18 protein-coding genes and 2 tRNA genes are annotated in these 20,588 nt (G+C 61.4%); 17 read left to right on the forward strand and 3 right to left on the reverse strand.

Annotated elements, in window-relative coordinates; genetic code table 11:
* Nucleotides 1-86: 86 nt before the first annotated feature.
* Nucleotides 87-1,067, reverse strand: coding sequence for a phosphonate ABC transporter substrate-binding protein (gene phnD / locus OPU71_RS08090; protein WP_267727113.1), 981 nt, complete (start codon nucleotides 1,065-1,067; stop codon nucleotides 87-89).
* A 32-nt stretch (nucleotides 1,068-1,099) separates the two neighbouring features.
* The gene (gene phnC / locus OPU71_RS08095) at nucleotides 1,100-1,912 is read right to left on the reverse strand and encodes a phosphonate ABC transporter ATP-binding protein (RefSeq protein ID WP_267727115.1); all 813 of its coding nucleotides are present in this window, start codon (nucleotides 1,910-1,912) and stop codon (nucleotides 1,100-1,102) included.
* Between the two features lie 296 nt (nucleotides 1,913-2,208).
* On the opposite strand from phnC, the gene OPU71_RS08100 reads away from it, so the two are divergent.
* The 3 genes from OPU71_RS08100 (at nucleotide 2,209) to OPU71_RS08110 (ending at nucleotide 3,715) form a co-directional block, all read left to right on the forward strand.
* Complete coding sequence (locus tag OPU71_RS08100; RefSeq protein ID WP_267727117.1) at nucleotides 2,209-3,435, forward strand: aspartate kinase; 1,227 nt, start codon at nucleotides 2,209-2,211, stop codon at nucleotides 3,433-3,435.
* Nucleotides 3,436-3,492: 57 nt separating this feature from the next.
* Nucleotides 3,493-3,586, forward strand: a tRNA-Ser gene (locus OPU71_RS08105).
* A 52-nt stretch (nucleotides 3,587-3,638) separates the two neighbouring features.
* A tRNA-Arg gene (locus OPU71_RS08110) sits at nucleotides 3,639-3,715 on the forward strand.
* 246 nt (nucleotides 3,716-3,961) lie between these two features.
* On the opposite strand, the gene OPU71_RS08115 is transcribed toward OPU71_RS08110, so the two are convergent.
* Nucleotides 3,962-4,270, reverse strand: coding sequence for a hypothetical protein (locus OPU71_RS08115; protein WP_267727120.1), 309 nt, complete (start codon nucleotides 4,268-4,270; stop codon nucleotides 3,962-3,964).
* A 168-nt stretch (nucleotides 4,271-4,438) separates the two neighbouring features.
* Between OPU71_RS08115 and OPU71_RS08120 the strand changes: the two genes are divergently transcribed.
* From OPU71_RS08120 to OPU71_RS08185, 14 genes are all read left to right on the forward strand, one after another.
* Nucleotides 4,439-5,089, forward strand: a complete 651-nt coding sequence (locus OPU71_RS08120; protein WP_267727122.1) for a DedA family protein — start codon at nucleotides 4,439-4,441, stop codon at nucleotides 5,087-5,089.
* A 72-nt stretch (nucleotides 5,090-5,161) separates the two neighbouring features.
* Entirely contained in the window at nucleotides 5,162-5,803 is a 642-nt protein-coding gene (purN, locus tag OPU71_RS08125) for a phosphoribosylglycinamide formyltransferase (protein ID WP_267727124.1), read from the forward strand.
* Nucleotides 5,804-5,832: 29 nt separating this feature from the next.
* Nucleotides 5,833-6,954, forward strand: coding sequence for a DUF3108 domain-containing protein (locus OPU71_RS08130; RefSeq protein WP_267727127.1), 1,122 nt, complete (start codon nucleotides 5,833-5,835; stop codon nucleotides 6,952-6,954).
* Nucleotides 6,955-6,956: 2 nt separating this feature from the next.
* On the forward strand, nucleotides 6,957-8,216 hold the full coding sequence (locus OPU71_RS08135; RefSeq protein WP_267727131.1) for an RsmB/NOP family class I SAM-dependent RNA methyltransferase: 1,260 nt from the start codon (nucleotides 6,957-6,959) through the stop codon (nucleotides 8,214-8,216).
* Complete coding sequence (locus OPU71_RS08140; RefSeq protein ID WP_267727134.1) at nucleotides 8,213-9,541, forward strand: mechanosensitive ion channel family protein; 1,329 nt, start codon at nucleotides 8,213-8,215, stop codon at nucleotides 9,539-9,541. Before OPU71_RS08135 ends, OPU71_RS08140 begins: the two co-directional genes overlap by 4 nt.
* A gap of 117 nt (nucleotides 9,542-9,658) precedes the next feature.
* Nucleotides 9,659-10,831: a fatty acid desaturase gene (locus OPU71_RS08145; protein ID WP_267727138.1), complete on the forward strand. Its 1,173-nt coding sequence runs from the start codon at nucleotides 9,659-9,661 to the stop codon at nucleotides 10,829-10,831.
* A 143-nt stretch (nucleotides 10,832-10,974) separates the two neighbouring features.
* Nucleotides 10,975-11,649, forward strand: a complete 675-nt coding sequence (gene creB, locus OPU71_RS08150) for a two-component system response regulator CreB (protein WP_267727143.1) — start codon at nucleotides 10,975-10,977, stop codon at nucleotides 11,647-11,649.
* A complete protein-coding gene (gene creC, locus OPU71_RS08155) occupies nucleotides 11,646-13,076 on the forward strand; it encodes a two-component system sensor histidine kinase CreC (RefSeq protein ID WP_267727146.1) in 1,431 nt (476 codons plus the stop codon). Before creB ends, creC begins: the two co-directional genes overlap by 4 nt.
* A 99-nt stretch (nucleotides 13,077-13,175) precedes the next feature.
* Nucleotides 13,176-14,579 (forward strand): cell envelope integrity protein CreD, encoded by a 1,404-nt coding sequence (creD, locus tag OPU71_RS08160; protein WP_267727149.1) that lies wholly within the window; start codon nucleotides 13,176-13,178, stop codon nucleotides 14,577-14,579.
* A 165-nt stretch (nucleotides 14,580-14,744) separates the two neighbouring features.
* On the forward strand, nucleotides 14,745-15,992 hold the full coding sequence (locus tag OPU71_RS08165) for a hypothetical protein (RefSeq protein ID WP_267727151.1): 1,248 nt from the start codon (nucleotides 14,745-14,747) through the stop codon (nucleotides 15,990-15,992).
* Nucleotides 15,993-16,215: 223 nt separating this feature from the next.
* Nucleotides 16,216-17,400, forward strand: coding sequence for a CaiB/BaiF CoA transferase family protein (locus OPU71_RS08170; protein WP_267727153.1), 1,185 nt, complete (start codon nucleotides 16,216-16,218; stop codon nucleotides 17,398-17,400).
* Between the two features lie 249 nt (nucleotides 17,401-17,649).
* A complete protein-coding gene (locus OPU71_RS08175; RefSeq protein ID WP_267727155.1) occupies nucleotides 17,650-19,278 on the forward strand; it encodes a CTP synthase in 1,629 nt (542 codons plus the stop codon).
* Nucleotides 19,279-19,369: 91 nt separating this feature from the next.
* Entirely contained in the window at nucleotides 19,370-20,209 is an 840-nt protein-coding gene (kdsA, locus tag OPU71_RS08180) for a 3-deoxy-8-phosphooctulonate synthase (RefSeq protein WP_267727157.1), read from the forward strand.
* Nucleotides 20,206-20,502 carry a Dabb family protein gene (locus OPU71_RS08185; RefSeq protein ID WP_267727159.1) on the forward strand — a complete coding sequence of 99 codons (297 nt, stop codon included), beginning with the start codon at nucleotides 20,206-20,208 and terminating at the stop codon, nucleotides 20,500-20,502. Before kdsA ends, OPU71_RS08185 begins: the two co-directional genes overlap by 4 nt.
* Nucleotides 20,503-20,588: the final 86 nt, after the last annotated feature.

The raw sequence follows: 20,588 nt of genomic DNA on the forward strand, positions 1-20,588 counted from the left end.
CCGCCACTGGCGTCGTGCAGTTTGGATGATGTGGTTTGCATGGTTTCGCGACGGGGACAGCCGTTCGACTGTCCCCATCTGGGCGATTACTTTGCGGAGACGAGCAGCGTGTTCAGCTCAGCGAGTTTCTTGTTGATCTCGGCCAGCTTGGCTTGCTTGGCGGCCGCGTCCATCTTCTCGTCGTTTTCCAGCTTTGCCTTTTCCTTGAACAGCTCCAGCTGGCGGAACGGCAACAACTGCTTGTTACTGGATTCATTGAACGTGCCGAAGGTCAGCTTGTTCATGTTGTCCAGTTCGCGTTTGGCTTCTGCCGAGTCGCCGCGACCGTAGTTCAGGAAGAAGCCCTTGACCTTGGCCTTTACGTCGGCAGGCAGGTCATTACGCCAGACCAGCGGATCAGCCGCGATGAGCGGGGACTTCCACAGGATGCGGATGTCCTTTGCCTTGTCGGCTTCACGCTTCTGGAACTTCTCCCAAACCTCGGTATTGGTGATGGCAACATCCACCTGCTTGGCCGCGGTGGCCATCAGATTTGATTCGTGGCTGCCAACGCGCAGCGCTTTGTAATGGGTTTTCGGATCGATACCGTTGAGCGCGTAAAGATAGTATCCGGGCACCAGAGTGCCGGAGGTCGAGTTCGGGTCGCCGGCGCCGTAGTTGATCTCTTTGCCGCGCTTGAGTACATCATCAAGCGTCTTGAAGGCGCTGTCCTTGTGTGTGATGAGCAGCGAGCTGTAGCCCGGCGAGCCGTCGGCATAGGTCATCTGCGCAAAGATTTCGCCGTTGGCGCGATCCACCGCTTCCATCGCGGACTTGTTTCCCATCCAGGCCATCTGCACCTTGCCAAAACGCATGGCTTCGATGATGCCGGCGTAATCATTGGCGAAGAACGCCTTCACTTTGTAGCCGGTCTTCTTCTCCATGTCCTCCAGTACCGGTTGCCAGCCTGCCTTGAGGTTGGCGGCGGACTCGGTCGAGATCACCCCAAAGTTGATTTCCTGGGCCAGTGCAGTCTGGCCAAAGAACGATGCGGCGAGCATCGCCGTGGTGAAGAGTTTGCGCAGCATGAATTGCTCCTTGCGGTGAGGCGGCGGGTGAATCAGGCGGCTACCGGATACAGTTCCGAAGCCGGGAGGGTGGGGGGGAGGCAGGGCTGCGCAGCGCACAACTCGCTGCCATAGAGCTCCTGCAGGAAAGTCTCTGAGAGCTGGTCGACCGGGCCGTCAAACACCACTCTGCCGTGTTGCATGGCGACGACGCGCTTGCAGTACTTCATGGCGATATCGACCTGATGCAAAGACACAAGCACCGCGCAGCCGTGATCGCGGTTCACCCGCGCAAGGATTTCCATGACCTTGCGTGAAGACTCCGGATCCAGCGATGCGATCGGCTCATCGGCCAACACCACTTTCGCGCCTTGCACCAGCGCTCGGGCAATGGCCGCCCGCTGCTGCTGGCCCCCGGAGAGTGTCGATGCGCGCTGAAAGGCATAGTCGTCTATACCTACTTCGGCAAGCGCCTTGAGGCCGATTGCACGTTCTTCGCGGCTGAATAGCTTCAGCAGCGAGCGATGTGTCGGGATGCGATGGAGTTGACCGGTCAGCACGTTGGTCAGCAGCGTGAGGCGACCAACCAGATTGAACTGCTGGAAGATGAAACCTATCTGTGAGCGCACCGCACGAACGTTGCGGGCGATGCGCCCATTGGCCTGGATCGGCTCACCGAAGATGCGCACCTCCCCCTTGTCAGCGGCCACGAAGCCGGAGAGATGACGCAACAAGGTTGATTTTCCAGAGCCGGACGCACCGATCAGTGCAACCATCTCGCCGGACGCGATCGACAGGCTGACCTCGTCCAGCGCCCGGCGCTTACCGAAGGTTTTACTCAGATTGCTGACGCTGATTGCATGCATGGGATGCTCCCTGGCTCCGAATGGATGCGAGCGATGCTAGGCAGTCAACGTTAAGAGTACGTGTCAGTTGGAAGAAGAAATGCGCAGGGTCAATGCAGCGAAAATCCGGGGCCGGATATTGCTCCCCCATCGCCCGCGCAGCATTCTGATATTAAGGCCCTGGGTGCTTGCGGACGCGAGTGCCTGCATTGCTTGCATTGATCACTTTGGGGGGTGGATGCCTTGCGAGCGGGTTGCGCTGAGTGCTGGGGCGCGATCGTGTAACATTGCGGATCCTTTGCGATTGATTCAATACCATGGCTCTGATAGTTCAAAAGTACGGCGGCACCTCGGTTGGCACCACTGAGCGGATCAAGAATGTGGCCAAGCGGATTGCCCGTTTCAAGAAAGAAGGGCATCAACTTGTGGTTGTGGTCTCCGCCATGACCGGCGAGACCAACCGACTGATCGGGCTGGCCAAAGAGATCCAGACGACACCTGATCCGCGCGAACTCGACGTGGTGGTGTCTACTGGCGAGCAAGTCACGATTGGTTTGCTTTCAATGGCTTTGATGGAGCAGGGCGTCAAGGCGCGCAGCTACACCGGCCAGCAAGTCCGAATCCTTACCGATAATTCGCACACCAAGGCACGCATTCTCAAGATCGACGAGGACAGTATTCGTCAGGATCTGGACGATGGTCATGTCGTGGTCGTGGCGGGTTTTCAGGGCGTAGACGAGGCCGGCAACATTACGACACTCGGTCGCGGCGGCTCCGATACAACCGGGGTTGCCTTGGCCGCAGCATTGCGCGCGGATGAGTGCCAGATCTACACCGATGTTGATGGGGTCTACACGACGGACCCGAGGATTGTCCCCGAGGCGCGAAAGCTCGATCGAATCACCTTTGAAGAAATGCTCGAGATGGCCAGTCTCGGCTCGAAGGTGCTGCAGATTCGCTCGGTCGAGTTTGCGGGTAAGTACAAAGTCAAACTGCGCGTGCTCTCCAGCTTCCAGGAGGATGGCGAGGGCACGCTGATTACTGTTGAGGAAGATAGCAGCATGGAACAGCCGATCATTTCCGGTATCGCTTTCAATCGCGACGAGGCCAAACTCACCGTGCTGGGGGTGCCGGACCGTCCGGGTATCGCGTATCAGATCCTTGGGCCGATCGCCGACGCGAATCTGGATGTCGACATGATCATCCAGAACGTGGGTTACGACGGCACAACCGACTTCTCTTTCACAGTCAACCGCAGCGAGTTCGATAATGCACGCGCTGTTCTTGAGCAGGTGAAAACCCATATTGGTGCGCGCGAAGTTGTTGGGGACAAGAGTATCTGCAAGGTGTCGGCTGTCGGGGTTGGCATGCGTTCCCATCCGGGCGTTGCAAGCCGCATGTTCCGCACGCTTGCAGAAGAGGGCATCAATATCCAGATGATCTCGACTTCCGAAATCAAGATTTCGGTCGTGCTTGACGAGAAGTATCTCGAGTTGGCGGTTCGTGTGCTTCACAAAGCCTTCGAACTCGACCAGGTTTCTTGATTTTCTGGTGGTGATTGACTAAGAGGGGTTGGGTTCGCTACAATCCGCCCTCTTGATGGAGAGTTGGCCGAGAGGTCGAAGGCACTCCCCTGCTAAGGGAGCATACGGGCTAAAACTCGTATCGAGGGTTCGAATCCCTCACTCTCCGCCAAAAAAGAAGTTGCGGATTAGTAAAAGTTGGTATATAGTCTCGCTTCTACGTTGCACCCGTAGCTCAGCTGGATAGAGTACCTGGCTACGAACCAGGGGGTCGGGCGTTCGAATCGCTCCGGGTGTACCAGTTTCAAGCAAAAAGCCCAGTCTTAGGACTGGGCTTTTTGTTTTTGTGGCTCGCAAGGACGAACGGTCGTTGGCGGATCACGATTGCGATGAAGCCTTGCTGTCAGCACTGCTGGCCGCGCACATTTGGGAGACCCCGATTCATGTGCGTTGGGCGCACGGGGCGAAGTGTGGGGGGCTGATGCGGACGGAGCTACTGTGCGCAGTGTTCGGAACGGCGCAAGTAAGTGACTGATTACTTTGGTGCTTATTGGCCGCGCGTTCTCGCTGGAACGGCTCCGTTCGGGTCGGCAGATTCAACCGCTTGCGCGGCGAGCAGGGCATTCTGGAAGGGGCCAAGGCGAGAGGTGTCGGTCCATCCGAGGGGATAGCCGAACCACGAGCCATCACGCTCACGCGCGACACCGCCATGATCGAGGTGAAGCCACCAGTGCCGGTCGGCACGGATCCAGTGTGGGGGCATCTTCAGGCGCGTGGGCGCGCCGGTGTCGACCTTCTCTGCGGTCGATGACGGCATGACGGTTTCAGCGTCCGAGATGCTGATGGCGCGTTTCATGCTCGAGATTCTAGCGCTCGCTTGGGTTTCGTGACATCTGCTTAACGAAGGTTTGCAGTCGGTTACGGACCATGGGTTTCAAGATGTTGCAATGCAACGGTGTCGTCAGGGCGCTGTGCTAACCTCCCGCGTCGCCATTTGGATGAATTCTTCCCCCTCGGAGTCAGAATGGACCTAGTTTTACAGTTTATCGATATCGTGCTGCACCTCGACAAACACTTGGCCGTGATGGTTGAGCAGTACGGAGTCTGGATCTACGCGATCCTGTTTCTGATCATCTTCTGCGAAACCGGGTTGGTGGTGACTCCGTTTCTGCCGGGCGATTCATTGCTTTTTGTTGCGGGGGCTCTGGCGGCAACTGGTGGGATGGATATCGCTGTGCTGTCCACATCGCTGTTCGTGGCGGCAGTGCTTGGGGATAACTTGAACTACTGGATCGGTCGATGGGTCGGACCGAGAGTCTTTGCCTGGGAGGGGTCGCGTCTGTTCAACCGGAAGGCGTTTGACTCGACGCATGCCTACTTCGAGACGCATGGTGGAAAGACGATCATCATTGCGCGTTTCATGCCGATCGCGCGGACATTTGCGCCGTTCGTGGCCGGTGTCGCGAAGATGACCTACTCACGCTTTCTGCCCTTGGACATCCTCGGCGGGGCAATCTGGATCTTCTCGCTCACGCTGGCGGGGTATTGGTTTGGCAATCTTGCCTGGGTGAAGGCCAATCTGAGCTTGGTGATCATCGGGATCATCGGTGTTTCGCTGCTGCCCTTGATGTTCGCTTACCTGAAGAGCCGGTTTGCTGCGCGGGCTTCCGCCTGACGCGTCTGCTGGCGCCTCGCGTTACACTTGATGGCCGACCGGGCTGACCCGGCCGGCCTTTTCGTTTCTGACATGAAAAAAATAGTCATCCTGATTTCTGGGCGCGGATCGAACATGGAGGCGATCGTCCGGGCGGCGATACCCGGCGCCTCGATTGCTGCCGTGATTTCCAACAAGCCCGGCGCGGCTGGGCTTGCGTTTGCGCGTGAACACGGCATTCCGACGTCCGTCGTCAGTCATGCCGACTTTGCCTCGCGTGAAGCGTTTGACGATGCACTCGCGAACGAGATCGACCAATACAGCCCGGACTTGATTGTCCTGGCGGGCTTCATGCGGGTTCTGGGTGATGACTTCGTTCGTCGTTACGAGGGGCGCATGATGAACATCCACCCCTCGTTGCTGCCGAGCTTTCCGGGGCTGCATACGCACCGGAAGGCCTTGGAGGCGGGTGTTCGCCTGCATGGGGCGACGGTCCATTTCGTGACGCCAACGCTTGACTGCGGCCCGATCATTGCCCAAGCCGCCACGATGGTGGCCGATGACGATACGGAAGCATCGCTCGCGGCACGCATTCTTGAGCTTGAGCATGTGATGTATCCGCAGGCGGTGCGGTGGTTTGTGGAGGAGCGTCTGGTGGTTGCCGGTAACCGGGTTCAATTGCGCGGTGTGGCAACGCAGCATCGTGGCTGGATCGTGCCGCAACCCGAGGCGTAACGGCAGTGGCGTCCTGGCGGCAGCGTCTGGTGAAGGTCCGCGTCGTTCACTGGGCTGCGGCGGTTTCCTTGCTGTTTCATATGGTGTTGGTGTTTGCGCCTGCGTGGCATTTGCCGGCACGCAATGAACCGATCCGGATCGAAGCCAGCTTGCTCAAGTCGCCCGCCGTGCGTTCTGCAGCGCTTGAGCCCAGCCAGTCGCCCAAGGTGCCGGCCACCGAGGCTCGCAAGCCGCCACCGAAGCAAATTGCGAAGGCAGCGTCCGTCGGCGAAGGCGCTCGCCCCGCCGTGATTGCGCGCGCTCCGGTCTCGTCGGAAGCAGACGAAGATTTGGAGCCACAGGACGAGGGGGGCGGTGGTGGCGAAAAGCCTTCGCCTTACGGCCGCGAGACGGTTACTGACCCGGGCGTGATCATGGCGCCAGAAGGTTCTCCGGTCGGGATTGATCCGCAAGCGACACAGGCGTGGCCCAAACAGGGCCGCGTGCGTTTTCAGGTGCGCTATGGTGAAGCGGTAGCAGTGGGCGAGATGGTGCATACCTGGTCGCATGATGGCGAGCGCTACACCATGCGCAGCGAAGCGGCAACGACTGGTCTGGCGCGCTTTGTCAAACGCTTCGACGGGGTGCAGCAGAGTCAGGGGCGGGTGGGGCCGCAAGGATTGGCGCCCAACGGCTTCCAGGAGGATCTGAACGGCAAGCAGTCACATGCGGTGTTCGATTGGTCGCAACGTCGTGTTGTGATGCAGCGCCCTGATCGAGTGCGGGAAGTGAGCTTTCAGGGCTTTGCGCAAGACATCCTGAGCCTCGCGCATCACCTTGGGTTCCAGCCCGACGGCATGGAGCAGACGACGCTGTATGTGGTGGGTGGGCGTTGGGGCGCGGAAGCCACACTCACCCAAGTTGCAAACGAGCGCCTGCGCTTGCCGTGGGGCACGATCGAGACGCGGCACTTTAACTGCGTGGCACGGAACGGAGAGTTTGTCGTTGATCTCTGGTTGTCACGACAGCATCGCAATGCGCCGGTGCGGATCCGCGTAGACGACAGAAAACAGGGTCATGTGGTTGACGAAATCGCGCTCGAAATCGAGCTCGATGGTGTCAAGGCGGATATCGCGCCTTCACGCGAAACAGAAGAAATGTACAAGGGTTGATGATGCAAATTACAAAAAACAGGCTGGATGAAGCGACCGAGGTGCTGGCTGAAGTCCTGCGCTTTGAATACCCCGCGGATGCCGTGCTTTCCAGTTTCTTTCGCGAGCACAAGTCGCTCGGGCATCGCGACCGTGGCGTGATTGCGGAAACCGTGTTTGCAGTGCTGCGCAACCGCCGGCGTCTTGAAGCCTGGTGCGGTGATCGCGCAACCGGGCGACGGATGCTGCTCGCAGCCCTGATTCGTGTGCAAGGCATCTCATCGCGGCAACTGGATGCGTCAATTTCCGCCACCGAGAAACAGTGGCTGGCCGAGCGTCAGGCCGCGCCGAGTCCCGAGCTTTCGTTTGCCGATCAGGCGGACCTGCCCGACTGGCTTGCCGAGCGTTTCCTGGCGGTATTCGGTGAAGCCGACGCTCTGCGCCTGGCGCAAGCGCTCAATCGTTCGGCGCCGCTCGATCTGCGAGTGAACCCGCTCAAGGCAAAACGTGACGATGTGATCGAGGCGCTGCGCGCCGACAGCATCGCTTGTGAGGCTGGTCAGTACTCGCCGCTGGCGATTCGCCTGGCAGAAAAGCCTTCGCTCGCCAAGCACCCCTTGTTCCTTGATGGGTCGTTCGAGGTGCAGGACGAAGGCAGCCAGTTGCTGGGCTATCTGCTTGCGCCCAAGCGCGGTGAAATGGTGGCGGATTTCTGCGCCGGGGCAGGCGGCAAGACCCTGTTGCTGGGTGGTTTGATGCGCTCGACCGGGCGCCTCTACGCATTCGATACCGCCGAGCGACGCCTCGCGCGCCTGAAGCCGCGAGTTGCGCGGTCGGGGCTCTCGAATGTCCACACCTCGGCCATTGCACATGAAAACGATGCGCGACTGAAGCGTCTGGCCGGGAAGATTGACCGCGTGCTGGTCGATGCACCGTGCAGTGGCCTCGGTACGCTGCGTCGCAACCCGGATCTGAAGTGGCGCCAGACGCCCGAGGGGGTTGCCGAACTGACGGCCAAGCAGCTTTCCATCCTCTCGGCGGCAGCGAAACTGCTCAAGAAGGGCGGCCGGCTGGTCTACGCCACTTGCAGCGTATTGCCGGAGGAAAACGATGCAATTGTCGATGCCTTCCTCGCAAGCCATCCGGAATTCACGCTTCTTCCTGCGCAGGGCATTCTCCACGCGCAAGGCATCGAACTGACCTGCGGCGACCGTTTGCGGCTGGATCCGGCGGCGCACGGTACTGACGGGTTCTTTGCAGTGGCAATGGAGCGCAACGGATGATCGAGTTTGATAGTGGCGGGCATGCGAGCAGTGCGTTGATGGTGGCGTTCGAGGGCGCCATCGCGGAACTCTCGAAGCCGATTGCTCAGCTTCAGTTGCTTGTGGTTGCCGTGGTACTGGTGGTGACCGGTCTGCTGGTGCGTCGTATGCTGCCGCGCCTGTCGAGCGGCAGTAACTGGACCCGTCTGGTCCGTGCGGCGGCATGGCCCTTTGCGACGATCGTGGTGCTGATCCTCGCGCGCGGGGTCTTTCAGCTCGTCGGCTACAAGAGCGCGGTCATCGGGATTGCGGTGCAGTTGGCCTGCGCCATGTTCGTGCTGCGATTGATCGAAGTGGCCTTGCGGCAGGTCTTCTTCAAGTCGTCGTGGCTCAAGGGGGCAGAGCGTTACATCGCGGTCAGTGTCTGGGCGGTGGTTGCTCTCGATCTGGTCGGCTTGCTGCCCGAAGTGATCGCCTGGCTCGACAGCATGGTGGTCCAGCTCGGCAAGCAGAAGATTTCGCTCTGGATGCTGATCAACGGGGTGCTCTCGGCGGCGTTCACGATCATCGTTTCGATGTGGATTGCCGGCCTGATTGAAGACCGTCTGATGGCGTCCCAGCGTCTGGACACCAGCCTTCGTGCGGTGCTGTCGCGGGTGTCGCGCGCCTTGCTGCTGTTCTTCGGCGTGATGTTCGCGATGTCGCTGGTCGGGCTCGATTTCACCGCTTTGTCGGTGTTCTCCGGCGCGCTCGGCGTGGGTATCGGTTTTGGCATGCAGAAGATCGCTGCCAACTACATTTCCGGCTTCATCATTTTGCTCGATCGATCGATCCGTATCGGCAACATGATTTCGGTGGGCGCCGACCGTGGCGAGGTCAAGGAAATCACCACCCGCTTCACTGTCCTGCGCGCGCCGACCGGCATCAACGTGATCGTGCCGAACGAAACCCTGATCGGCTCGGTGGTGCAGAACGAAACCTTCGCCGACAAGAACGTCTGGATCGGCATTTCGGTGCAAGTCAGCTATAACTGCGATGTTGAGCAGGCGCTGCAGATCCTGGTCGAGGCCGCAGCCGCTGGTGGGGAGCGCGTCCTGCGCGATCCTGCGCCCACGGCGCATCTGGTCGCGTTTGCTGACAGCGGGATCAATCTGCAGCTTGGGCTGTGGATTTTCGATCCGCTTCAAGGCTCAATGGGCATCAAGTCGGACATCAATCGCGAGATCTGGCGTCGCTTCAAGGATGCGGGGATCGAGATTCCGTTCCCGCAGCGTGAGGTTCGCGTGGTGGGCCCGACGCCGCTTGATGTGCCGCTGGAGGCGATTGCCCGCGCGGGTGCGGGCTGACAGCGCGATGGTGATGCGCTGGCGTGACGCCGAATCGCGCCACGTGTTGCTTGAGGCGCCACGCTTGCCGACGAAGAACAACGTGTTTAGACGTGAAACCCTGAGGAAATGTAGCTGATGTGGTCTGGTTTGTTTGATCTGCCCTGGTGGGGCAATGTGCTGGTGTTGTTGGCGCTCACGCATGTGACGATTGCCTCGGTCACCATTTTCCTTCATCGCCATCAGGCCCATCGTGCGCTTGAGCTGCATCCGATTGCCAGCCACTTCTTCCGGTGGTGGCTGTGGATGTCGACCGGCATGGTCACCAAGGAGTGGGCTGCGATTCACCGCAAACACCACGCCAAGTGCGAAACGGCCGAAGATCCGCACAGCCCGAAGGTGTTCGGGATCAATCGCGTGCTTTGGGGCGGCGTGTTCCTGTACGTCAAGGAGTCGCGCAACAAGGAGACCATGGAACGCTACGGTCACGGCACGCCCGACGACTGGATGGAGCGCCATGTCTACACCCCCGGCCAGAAGGTCGGCATCGTGCTGATGCTCGCGATCGATATGGCCTTGTTCGGGGTGGTCCCCGGTGCGCTGATGTGGGGCGTGCAGATGATCTGGATTCCGTTCTGGGCCGCGGGGGTGATCAACGGTCTGGGGCATTTCTGGGGCTACCGCAATTACGATTGCGTGGATGCTTCGACCAATCTGCTGCCCTGGGGCATCCTGATCGGTGGGGAAGAGCTCCACAACAATCATCACAGCTTTGCGACCTCGGCCAAGCTCTCGGCCAAGTGGTACGAATTTGATATCGGCTGGATGTACATCCGGATCATGGAAATGCTGGGCCTGGCCAAGGTCAAGAAGACCATTCCGCGCCCCAAGTTTGCGGCGGCGAAGAGCGTGGTCGATCTCGATACCCTGCAGGCAATCGTGACGCATCGCTATGACGTGATGCGACGCTATGCCAACAGCGTGAAGGGTGTTTATCTCGAAGAGATCGCCAAACTCGCGCAAAGCGATCGCAAGCTCGATCTCAAGCAGTTACGTCGCTGGCTCAATGCCGAGCGGACTGAAGCGTTTCCGGCCATGTTGCAGCAGCAGTTCGAGAAAGCCTTGGCCGACAGCCCGCGCTTGCAGCAGCTCGTGACCATGAAGCAGGAACTGGTTGCAATCTGGGCACGCTCAAGCGCATCGCGGGACCAGTTGGTCAAACAGTTGCAGGATTGGTGTGTGCGCGCTGAAGCCAGCGGCATTCGCCAGCTCGAAGAGTTCTCCATGCGGCTGCGCAGCTACGCGATCTGATCCGCAAGCGGTTTCATTGAACGGGCACCTGGCGGTGCCCGTTTTTCCTTCCCCGAGCCTGTCGCGGGGCATGTGCCGAGTTGCCAGCCCATGCCGGCGCGCTATCCTTTGCGCCTGCCGGTCTTGAGACCTTTTGCTGAACCATGAGCCGTATTCTTATTGTCGATGATGAACCGACGATCGCCGACACGCTGAACTATGTTCTGCGCAGCGAGGGGCACGAGGTCGCGCGGGCGGAAACCGGACTCGATGGCCTCGCGGCGCTGCGAGACGCTCCACCCGACCTTGCGCTGGTGGATGTCGGCTTGCCGGACATCAGCGGCTTTGAACTGGTGCGGCGTTTGCGCGCGTTTTCGGATCTGCCGGTCATGTTCCTGACCGCACGCGGCGACGAGATCGACCGGGTGATGGGTTTTGAGCTGGGCGCGGACGACTATGTCGTCAAGCCCTTCAGTCCGCGCGAAGTCGCCGGCCGAGTGCGCGCGATCCTGCGCCGGGGCGGCCCCGCGCCAACGGCGGCTGTGGCTGGCACTGCCGGTTTCGAGCATCACGAGCTGGAGGCGCGCATCGTGTTCCGCGGCCAGGCGCTGACGCTGACCCGCTTCGAGTACAAGTTGCTGGCTTTTCTCTTGCGGCACCCGCGTCGTGTGTTCTCGCGCGACCAGTTGCTCGATGGCGTCTGGGGCAATGATCGCGACAGCACCGATCGCACGGTCGATACCCATATCAAGACGCTGCGGGCAAAGCTGCGCGAAGCGGCGCCCGATGCCGATCCGATCCAGACGCATCGCGGCCTGGGGTATTCGGTCCAGGCATGAGTCTCTCGATCCGGATTCTGGTTGGCTACTTCGTCATCGTCGGCCTCACCGGCCTGTTTGCGCTGATGATTGTCGTGCGCGAGGTCAAACCCAGCATCCGCGAGACGATCGAAGAGTCGATGGTTGATACCGCCAACTTGCTGGCGGCGCTGGCCTCGGACGAACTGCGCGACGGCACCCTTGCCAACGGGCGGTTCGCAAGCCAGGTGCGGGCATATTCCGAGCGTCAGGTGGATGCGCCGATCTACCACTTTCGCAAGACCAGCCTTGACTACCGGATCTACGTCACCGATGCCCGCGGCATCGTGATGTTCGATTCGGAAGGCCGGGCCGAGGGTCAGGACTACTCCCGCTGGAATGACGTGGCGCGCACGCTCAAGGGCGGCTATGGCGCGCGCAGTACGCGCACCGAACCCAGTGACGACGCCAGCTCCGTCTTCCATGTGGCGGCGCCTGTGATCGATGCGGGCAAGATCATCGGCGTGCTGACCGTGGCCAAGCCAATCGCGAAGGTCGACCCGATCATTGCCCGCAGCGAGAACGTCATCACCCGTTATGGCATCGCCCTGGTCGTGGCGTCTTTGCTGCTGGGGCTCTTCGTGACCATTCGCCTGTCGCTCTCGGTCAGGCGCTTGCAGCGCTTTGCGCGTGATGTGGCTGAGGGGCAACGCGCCGAAGTGCCGCATTCGGGGGCGCGTGAGCTTAACGACCTGGCGCGGGCCATGGCGACCATGCGTGAAAAGCTCGACGGCAAACAGTATGTCGAGCGCTACGTGCAGGCGCTGACCCACGAGTTGAAGAGTCCGCTGGCGGCGATTCGGGGGGCGTCCGAGCTGCTGGCTGAGGCCGATCTGCCTGCGCCCGAGCGGATGCGCTTTGCTCAGAACGTGCAATCGCAGAGCCTGCGAATGCAATCGGCGATTGACCGCTTGCTGCTGTTATCCCGCCTTGAAGCGCGCGATCGTCCGCCCGTGCCGGCGCGATTCGATGTGACGGCGCTGATCGAGCGTTGCCTCGCGGAGCGCCAGCCTTTGGCCGAGCAACGCGAGGTCAGCCTGAAGGCCGGATCGATCCCCGATGTGGCGATGCTTGGCGACGAAGGCTTGATCGCGTTCGCGCTCGGTAACCTGATCGACAACGCGATCGATTTTTCGCCGCCGGGCGCCGAGGTGGAAGTGTCGGTGAGCTTGCATGATGCGCAGGCGCGCCTGAGCGTGCGCGATCATGGCGCCGGCATTCCGGATTTCGCGCAGGAGAAGATTTTCGAGCGTTTCTACTCGCTGCCCAGGCCCGGGGGTAGTCAGCGCGGCAGCGGGCTGGGCCTGGCGATGGTGCGCGAGATCGCCGATCTGCACGGCGGCACGGTCGAGCTTGCCAACCAGCCGGGCGGTGGCGTGTTTGCCGTGCTGACTTTGCCGCGTGCCTGAGGCGGCTTCACGCAGACTTCACAATCGCTACACCTTCCACTCAAAAGTGCTCCACGTCGGGGGCCGAGACTGCACTCATCTTGAACAGAGGAGAGTGCAATGAAGGGATTCATCTCGAAGGTGTTTGTGCTGGCGCTGCTTGCAGCAGTCCTGGGCATTGCGGTGATGCTGGTGCGGGGCGTGATTGCCGACCGCGGCAACTACCGCGAGGAGGCGCTGCGTAGCGTGGGCCACAGCCTTGCGGGGCCGCAGTCGCTGGCGGCCGGCATGCTTGCGGTGCCGTATGTGGAAAGTTGGGACGAAATCGAAGCGGCCGGCAGCACCCAGGAGCGACGGACGCGCAAAACGCAGAGCGGGGTGCACTACGTACTGCCCGACACCCTGGATGTCAGCGGACAACTGGCGCCGGACATCCGCAAGCGCGGCGTGTTTCGTGTCAATGGCTACACGTTCGCGGGCAAGCTGAAGGGGCTGGTGCGCATGCCGGCGCCAGAGAGCGTGCCGCGCTCGCACGAGGGCAGCGAACTGAGCCTTGGCGTGCCGCGCCTGATCCTCACCGTGGGCAACGCGCGTGGTATCCGCACGATCCGCATGAATGCCGGCGGCCAAACACTTGCGGTGGAGCCGGGCACCGGCATCAGCGCTTTCCCGACCGGCGTATCGGCCAGCCTTGCGCGCGTGCCCGACCCCGGCAGCGCGATCGCCTTCGAAGTCTTTGCGGAGATCACCGGCGCGCAAAGGCTGGACATCCTGCCCTTGGGGATGGAAAGCCGTGCCAGCATCAGCTCGGAATGGCCGCATCCCTCATTCGTGGGCGACTTCCTGCCCGCCGAACGCAGGGTTCGCGATACCGGCTTCGATGCCGCCTGGCGCACCAGTGCGGTGGCCAGCAATGCCCGCAGCCAATGGATCGCGAGGGTTGGTGCGGGCAACAACAGCGGGGCCGCCGGCGCGTACGACGAAAAGATGCTCGCCGCAGCCCGCAGCCTGGTCGGCGTAGAGAGTTTCGCCGTCGCCTTGATCGACCCGGTCGATGCGTATGTGATGAGTGATCGCGCCACCAAGTACGCCATGCTCACCATCTGCCTCACGCTGGCGCTGTTTGCGGTGTACGAACTGGTCAAGGGGCTACGCGTGCATCCGATGCAATACCTGCTGGTGGGCTTCGCAATGGTGGTGTTCTTCCTGCTGCTGATCGCGTTGTCCGAGCACATCGGTTTTGATGCCGCGTATGCATGCGCCTCGGTCGCCTGTGTCGGATTGATCAGCTACTACGTCAGCGCCATCCTCGGCAGCCCCTGGCGCGCTGCGGGATTCGCTTCGCTGCTGGGCGGGCTGTACGGTTCGCTCTACGGCATTCTCTGCTCCGAGCAAAATGCCTTGCTGCTGGGCGCCTTGCTCCTGTTCGCGGTGTTGGCCGGCGTGATGACACTCAGCCGCAAGGCCGACTGGAACTCGCTCCTGCAAACGCGCAGCGAGGCGGCGGACGCAACGTCAGCCTGAGGCACCCGGTTACCTTGGGTGGGCCCCTGCCGCAATCGGGCGGCAAGGGGCTCACTGCGAGCGTGTTGCGTTTACGACAGGCTTCACGGCGCGCCATGCATACGCGTGCCATGCGGTGCGGCGGCAGACTATATTTGATTGGCATCGAGCTGCGGAGATGGCTCGATGACGATCATTCACCCAGGGAGGATGGCCATGCGCAGTGTCTTGCTCGTTGCGTTGATTGCGGGCGTGTCTGGAGCAGTGCAAGCGAAGGATCTCTTTGAACTCGATGCCAGGGTGATCGAGAGTGGGCAGCAGGGCTATCAGGGGTTTTCTGCCATCACGGATCTGCTCGATGCCGTATCCACCGACGGTCTGCAGAACGTGGTCTCGACCTACACCGAAACCTCCGCTGCGGTGGCGACGCTCAATGTTCGCGGATTGCCGGCTCAGGTCGAGTATCAAAGCGGCTCACCGGTACTTGCGTTTCGGGTGCCTTCCTTGGGCATCGACCTGAAGTTCAACGGCGCGACCCGTTCCGAGAGTGAAGACCAGTTCGAGGCTTGGCTCAAAGGCGAGGGCAGTGGTTTGTTGACCCGCATGCTCAAGGAACTCGCGCGCGTCTCACCGGTTGATCCGGTTGCAGGCAACCCCGGCAGCCTGATGGCGCAAATGGGGGCGGCAGACTATTCCACGGCGGCAGATTCCGTGTTTGTGGAAGATGCCAGCGGCAGTTCGATGGCCGGCAACAACTATGCGCTGGTGGGTCTTGAGTTCGGGCGCTACAGCGCCGGTGGCTACTCGCAAAGTGTCACCAAGCTGCCGCTGGGCTGGACCTGGAAACTCAAGGACGGCTATCAGTTCAAGCTTGAAGCGCCCATCACATACAGCGATATCGAAGGGGCCAAAACCGGGAGCGGCGCGCTGGGCGGTGCGTTTCGCGTGCCGGTGCTCAAGGGCTGGGTGCTGACGCCGGCGCTGCGGGTAGGCGCCACTGCGTCATCGGACCTCGGGGCCGCCGCGGTGATGTATTCGGCCAGCCTTTCAAGCCGCTACGCGTTTGCCCTGGGCGACTGGCAGTTTGGCATCACCGACATGCTTGGCTTGTATCGCACGCAGAGCCTCAGCCACGGCGATTACGAGGTCGATTACGATCTTTCGAACACCATGCTGCGCAACGGGATTGATGTGGGCACCTCCCTGCCGGCGGACTGGTTCGGCCGCCCCACGGCTTGGCGCGCATGGTTCATTGATACCCGCTTTTCGGGTGATGCGCTCTACATCGAGAGCTATCAGGAAATCGGTGCAGCCCTGAGTACGCGGGTCAGTTTTGCCGGCGTGACGATCGAACAGTCTAGCCTTGGTCTCACCTACACCATGGGCGAGAACGATCTGAAGGGCTTCCGGTTGAACTTCGGTTACAAGTTCTAAGTGCTGCGCGCCAGCCCGCCGACGGCTGCTGCGCGCACCGAAGGTCATGGCGGGCATGCCGCCGACGCGATTTTCGCCAGTGACTTGGTTTTCGGCTGCACGAAGCAAGCGATGATGCTTGGCGGTATGGCAAGGGGCGTTGGCGATCTGCAAGCCGCGTGGGCTGCGCCACCGACGGCGCGAGGGTCGCCACGCTGACGCAGCCCTCCGCGCAGGAGTTCAAATGACCCCGAATACTGGCCCGCTTGCGGGCGTGCGCGTCATCGAAATCGGCGGCATCGGCCCCGCGCCGTTTTGCGGCATGCTGCTCGCCGACATGGGCGCCGACGTGGTCTTGCTGGAACGCAGCAGTGGCACGCTGGCGCGCCAGCTCTTCGGTGGCGGGCGTGACACCGTGGCCAACCGCGGCAAGCGTTCCCTGGGGATCAACCTCAAGGCCCCCGGCGCGGCCGACGTTGTGCTGAAGTTGCTGAAGCAGGCCGACGTGCTGATCGAAGGCTTCCGCCCTGGCGTGATGGAGCGCCTTGGCTTGGGGCCGGAGGTCTGCGCGGTACGCAACCCGCGGCTGATCTACGCCCGCATGACCGGCTGGGGGCAGACCGGCCCGCTGGCGCCGCGTGCCGGGCACGACCTCAACTACGCCGCCTTGTCGGGCGCGCTCGATGCCGGCCGCTGGCATGGCGGCGCGCCCTGGGCGCCCCCCTCGCTGTTGGGCGACATGGGGGGCGGCGGCATGATGCTGGCGTTCGGCATCGCTTGCGCGCTGCTCGAAGCGCGGCGCAGCGGTCGTGGCCAGGTGATCGACGCCGCAATGGCCGAAGGTGCCGCGCTGCTCGCTCACGGGCTCTACAACGTGCATGCGAAGCGCGAACGCTATCCGGGCATCGAGCACATCCTCGATTCCAGCGCGCCGTTCTACGACGTCTATGCCTGCGCCGATGGCAAGTGGCTGTCGGTCGCGCCGCTGGAGCCGCAGTTCTACGCCCTGATGCTGCAGGCGCTGGGGCTGGAGGACGACCCCGACTTCCCAGTGCTCGAGCAATACTCTGCAGCACATTGGCCCCGGATGCGCGAACGCCTGACCACGATCTTCGCCGGCCAGACACGTGACCACTGGACGGCGCTGTTTGCGGATTCAGACGCCTGCGTCGCGCCGGTTCTGGCAATGGACGAGGCGCCGGTCCATCCACACCTCCAGGCTCGTGAGGCGTTCATCAACGTGGCCGGTATCCGCCAGCCGGCGCCCGCGCCGCGCCTGTCTACAACGCCCGCCGCCGTGCGCCGCGAACCACCCCTGGCGGGCGAGCACACCTGTGAGGTGCTGCGGGCGGCGGGCTGGCCGCAGCAGGAAATCGACGCACTGCTCGCGGCAGGGGTCATCGAACAAGGTTCGCACAACGCCGCATGACTTCGCTGCGAATCCACCCTTGCCGGCGAGGCGCGGGACTAACGTGTTGCGTTGCGACATTGCCAGTGAGCGTGGTGTTGCGCGCAGCGCTCTAGCCAGAACGTTCGCAAAGCTGGGGGCCGATAGGTCGGGCTGTCTGGCGGCGATCGCCGGTATGGAGAGGCGGCCTGGCCGGCGTGTCGGGTCGGTGAATTTGGAAGGCAAGCCCTGATGCGCTATCATCTCTTTTTACCAGCATCCCGTTTCGCCATGACCAAGTACGTCTTCGTCACGGGCGGCGTGGTGTCCTCGCTAGGCAAGGGCATTGCAGCTGCTTCGCTTGGGGCCATTCTCGAATCCCGCGGCCTCCGGGTTACCCACCTAAAGCTCGATCCCTACATCAACGTCGACCCCGGCACGATGAGCCCGTTCCAGCACGGGGAAGTCTTCGTGACCGAGGATGGCGCTGAGACCGATCTCGACCTTGGGCACTACGAGCGCTTTACCAGCGCCAAGATGTCCAAGCGCAACAACTTCACGACCGGCCAGATCTACGACGCCGTGATCAAGAAGGAACGCCGCGGCGAGTATCTGGGCAAGACGGTTCAGGTCATTCCTCACATCACCGACGAGATCAAGCGCTACGTCAAACGCGGCGCCGAAGGTGCTGACGTGGCGATCATTGAAGTCGGTGGTACGGTGGGTGACATCGAATCGCTGCCCTTCCTGGAAGCCATCCGCCAGATGGGCATCGAAGAAGGTCGCAACAACACCTGCTTCATGCATCTGACGCTGCTGCCGTACATCGCGACGGCCGGCGAGCTGAAGACCAAACCGACGCAGCACTCCGTCAAGGAATTGCGCGAAATCGGTATCCAGCCGGATGTGCTGCTGTGCCGTTCGGATCGTGAAATTCCGGCTGACGACCGCCGCAAGATCGCGTTGTTCTGCAACGTGATGCCGGAAGCGGTCATCGAGGTGCTGGACGCCGATTCGATCTACAAGATCCCGGCGATGCTGCATAACCAGATGCTCGACGAGATCGTCTGCCACAAGCTCGCTATCCTCGCGCGTGCGGCTGATCTGTCGCTCTGGGACAAGCTCGTGTTCGCTCGCGAGAACCCGGAGCACGAGGTCAACGTTGCCTTCGTCGGCAAGTATGTCGACCTGACCGAGTCCTACAAGTCGCTGACCGAGGCGCTGTCGCATGCCGGCATGCACACCCGCAGCAAGGTCAACATCCATTACATCGATTCCGAACAGATCGAAAAAGATGGTACCGGGGTGCTGGCTGGGATGGATGCCATCCTCGTCCCGGGTGGCTTCGGCCGTCGCGGTACCGAGGGCAAGATTGCAGCGATCCGTTTTGCGCGTGAGAACAAGGTTCCCTACCTTGGCATCTGCCTTGGCATGCAACTGGCCGTCGTTGAATTTGCTCGCCATGTTGCGGGTATGGGCGGTGCGCATTCCACGGAGTTCGACAAGAATTCCGCTTTCCCTGTGATCGGTTTGATCAGCGAGTGGCAGGACCGCACCGGAAAGATCGAGAAGCGCGACGAGAATTCTGACCTGGGCGGCACCATGCGCCTTGGCGGGCAGACCTGCTTGTTGGGTGAGGGCTCGCTGGCTCGCGAGATCTACGGCAAGCCGGAGGTGGTTGAACGTCACCGCCACCGCTACGAGGTCAACAACACGCTGCTCTCCAAGCTGGAAGATGCGGGCCTGCGTGTATCAGGTCGCGCGCCGGGTACAGACCTGTGTGAGATGATCGAATTGCCGGATCACCCTTGGTTCGTGGGCGTGCAATTCCATCCGGAATTCACATCCAACCCTCGTCAGGGGCATCCATTGTTCACCGCTTACGTTCGCGCCGCGATGGCGCAAGCGGCAAAGCGGTAAAGCCGAAAATCAGATGGCCGGCTTCAAGCCGGCCATTTTTTCGCCCGCTGCCGTGGCAGATGCATGGTCGCCGGGTTGTGAGGGGATAGAAATGAATCTTTGTGGTTTCGAAGTCGGTCTTGATAAACCGTTCTTCCTGATGGCTGGTCCGTGCGTCATCGAATCGCGCGAAATGGCGCTCGATACGGCGGCCGAACTCAAGAGCATTGCTGCTGATCTGGGCATCCCGTTCATCTATAAGTCTTCGTTTGACAAGGCCAATCGCAGCTCGGGCAATAGCTTCCGTGGCTTGGGCATGATGAAGGGTCTTGAGATCCTCGCCGAAGTGCGCGAGACGGTGAAAGTCCCGGTTGTGACGGATGTGCATACCGAACAGGAAGCACCGATCGTTGCCAAGTATGTCGATGTCCTGCAGACACCCGCATTTCTGTGCCGGCAGACCGATTTCATCCGTGCCGTTGCAGCTACGGGTAAGCCGGTGAACATCAAGAAGGGCCAGTTCCTCGCGCCGGGCGACATGAAGAACGTGGTTGCCAAGGCCAAGGAGGCCGCAGGCGGTGCGGACACCATCATGGTGTGCGAGCGCGGTGCGTCGTTTGGCTACAACAACCTGGTCTCGGATATGCGCTCGCTCGCGATCATGCGCGATACGCACTGCCCGGTCGTGTTCGATGCGACGCACTCGGTGCAACTGCCGGGCGGGCAGGGCGACAAGAGCGGTGGCCAGCGTGAACACGTGCCGGTTCTGGCACGTGCGGCCGTGGCAACAGGCATTTCAGGGCTGTTCATGGAAACCCATCCGGATCCGTCCAAGGCCTTGTCGGACGGCCCGAACGCCTGGCCGCTGGCCAAGATGAGAGCCTTGCTTTCGACGCTCAAGGAAATCGACTTGCTGGTCAAGCGTCACGGTTTCATCGAAACGACGCTGTGATCACCCATGTTGTCTTGCTTCGGCTGAAGCCGGGCGTTGCCATCGAGTCGGATGCGGCTCAATCCGCCCATTCCGCGATGTGCGCGCTGCCGGCTTTGGTGCCAGGCATACGCGCATGGCAATGCGGGTTCAATAGCACGCCAGACGAAGTGAGTGGCTGGGATTACGTGCTTGTGTCCGCCTTCGATGATCGTGCTGCGCTATTGGCCTATTTTGATCACCCCGCGCATTTGAAGGTTGTTGCGATGTGGGAGCCGATCGCGGATCTCGCATTTGGTGATCTGGAAGCCTGATCTCTGCGCACGGTCAAAGCGCCGTCATACGTGGCGGCGTAGAATTGACAAGTTTCATTGGTTATGTGTGCCCGGGGCAATCCCCC

The organism is Niveibacterium sp. 24ML (genome assembly GCF_026586805.1).
GTDB lineage: Bacteria > Pseudomonadota > Gammaproteobacteria > Burkholderiales > Rhodocyclaceae > Niveibacterium.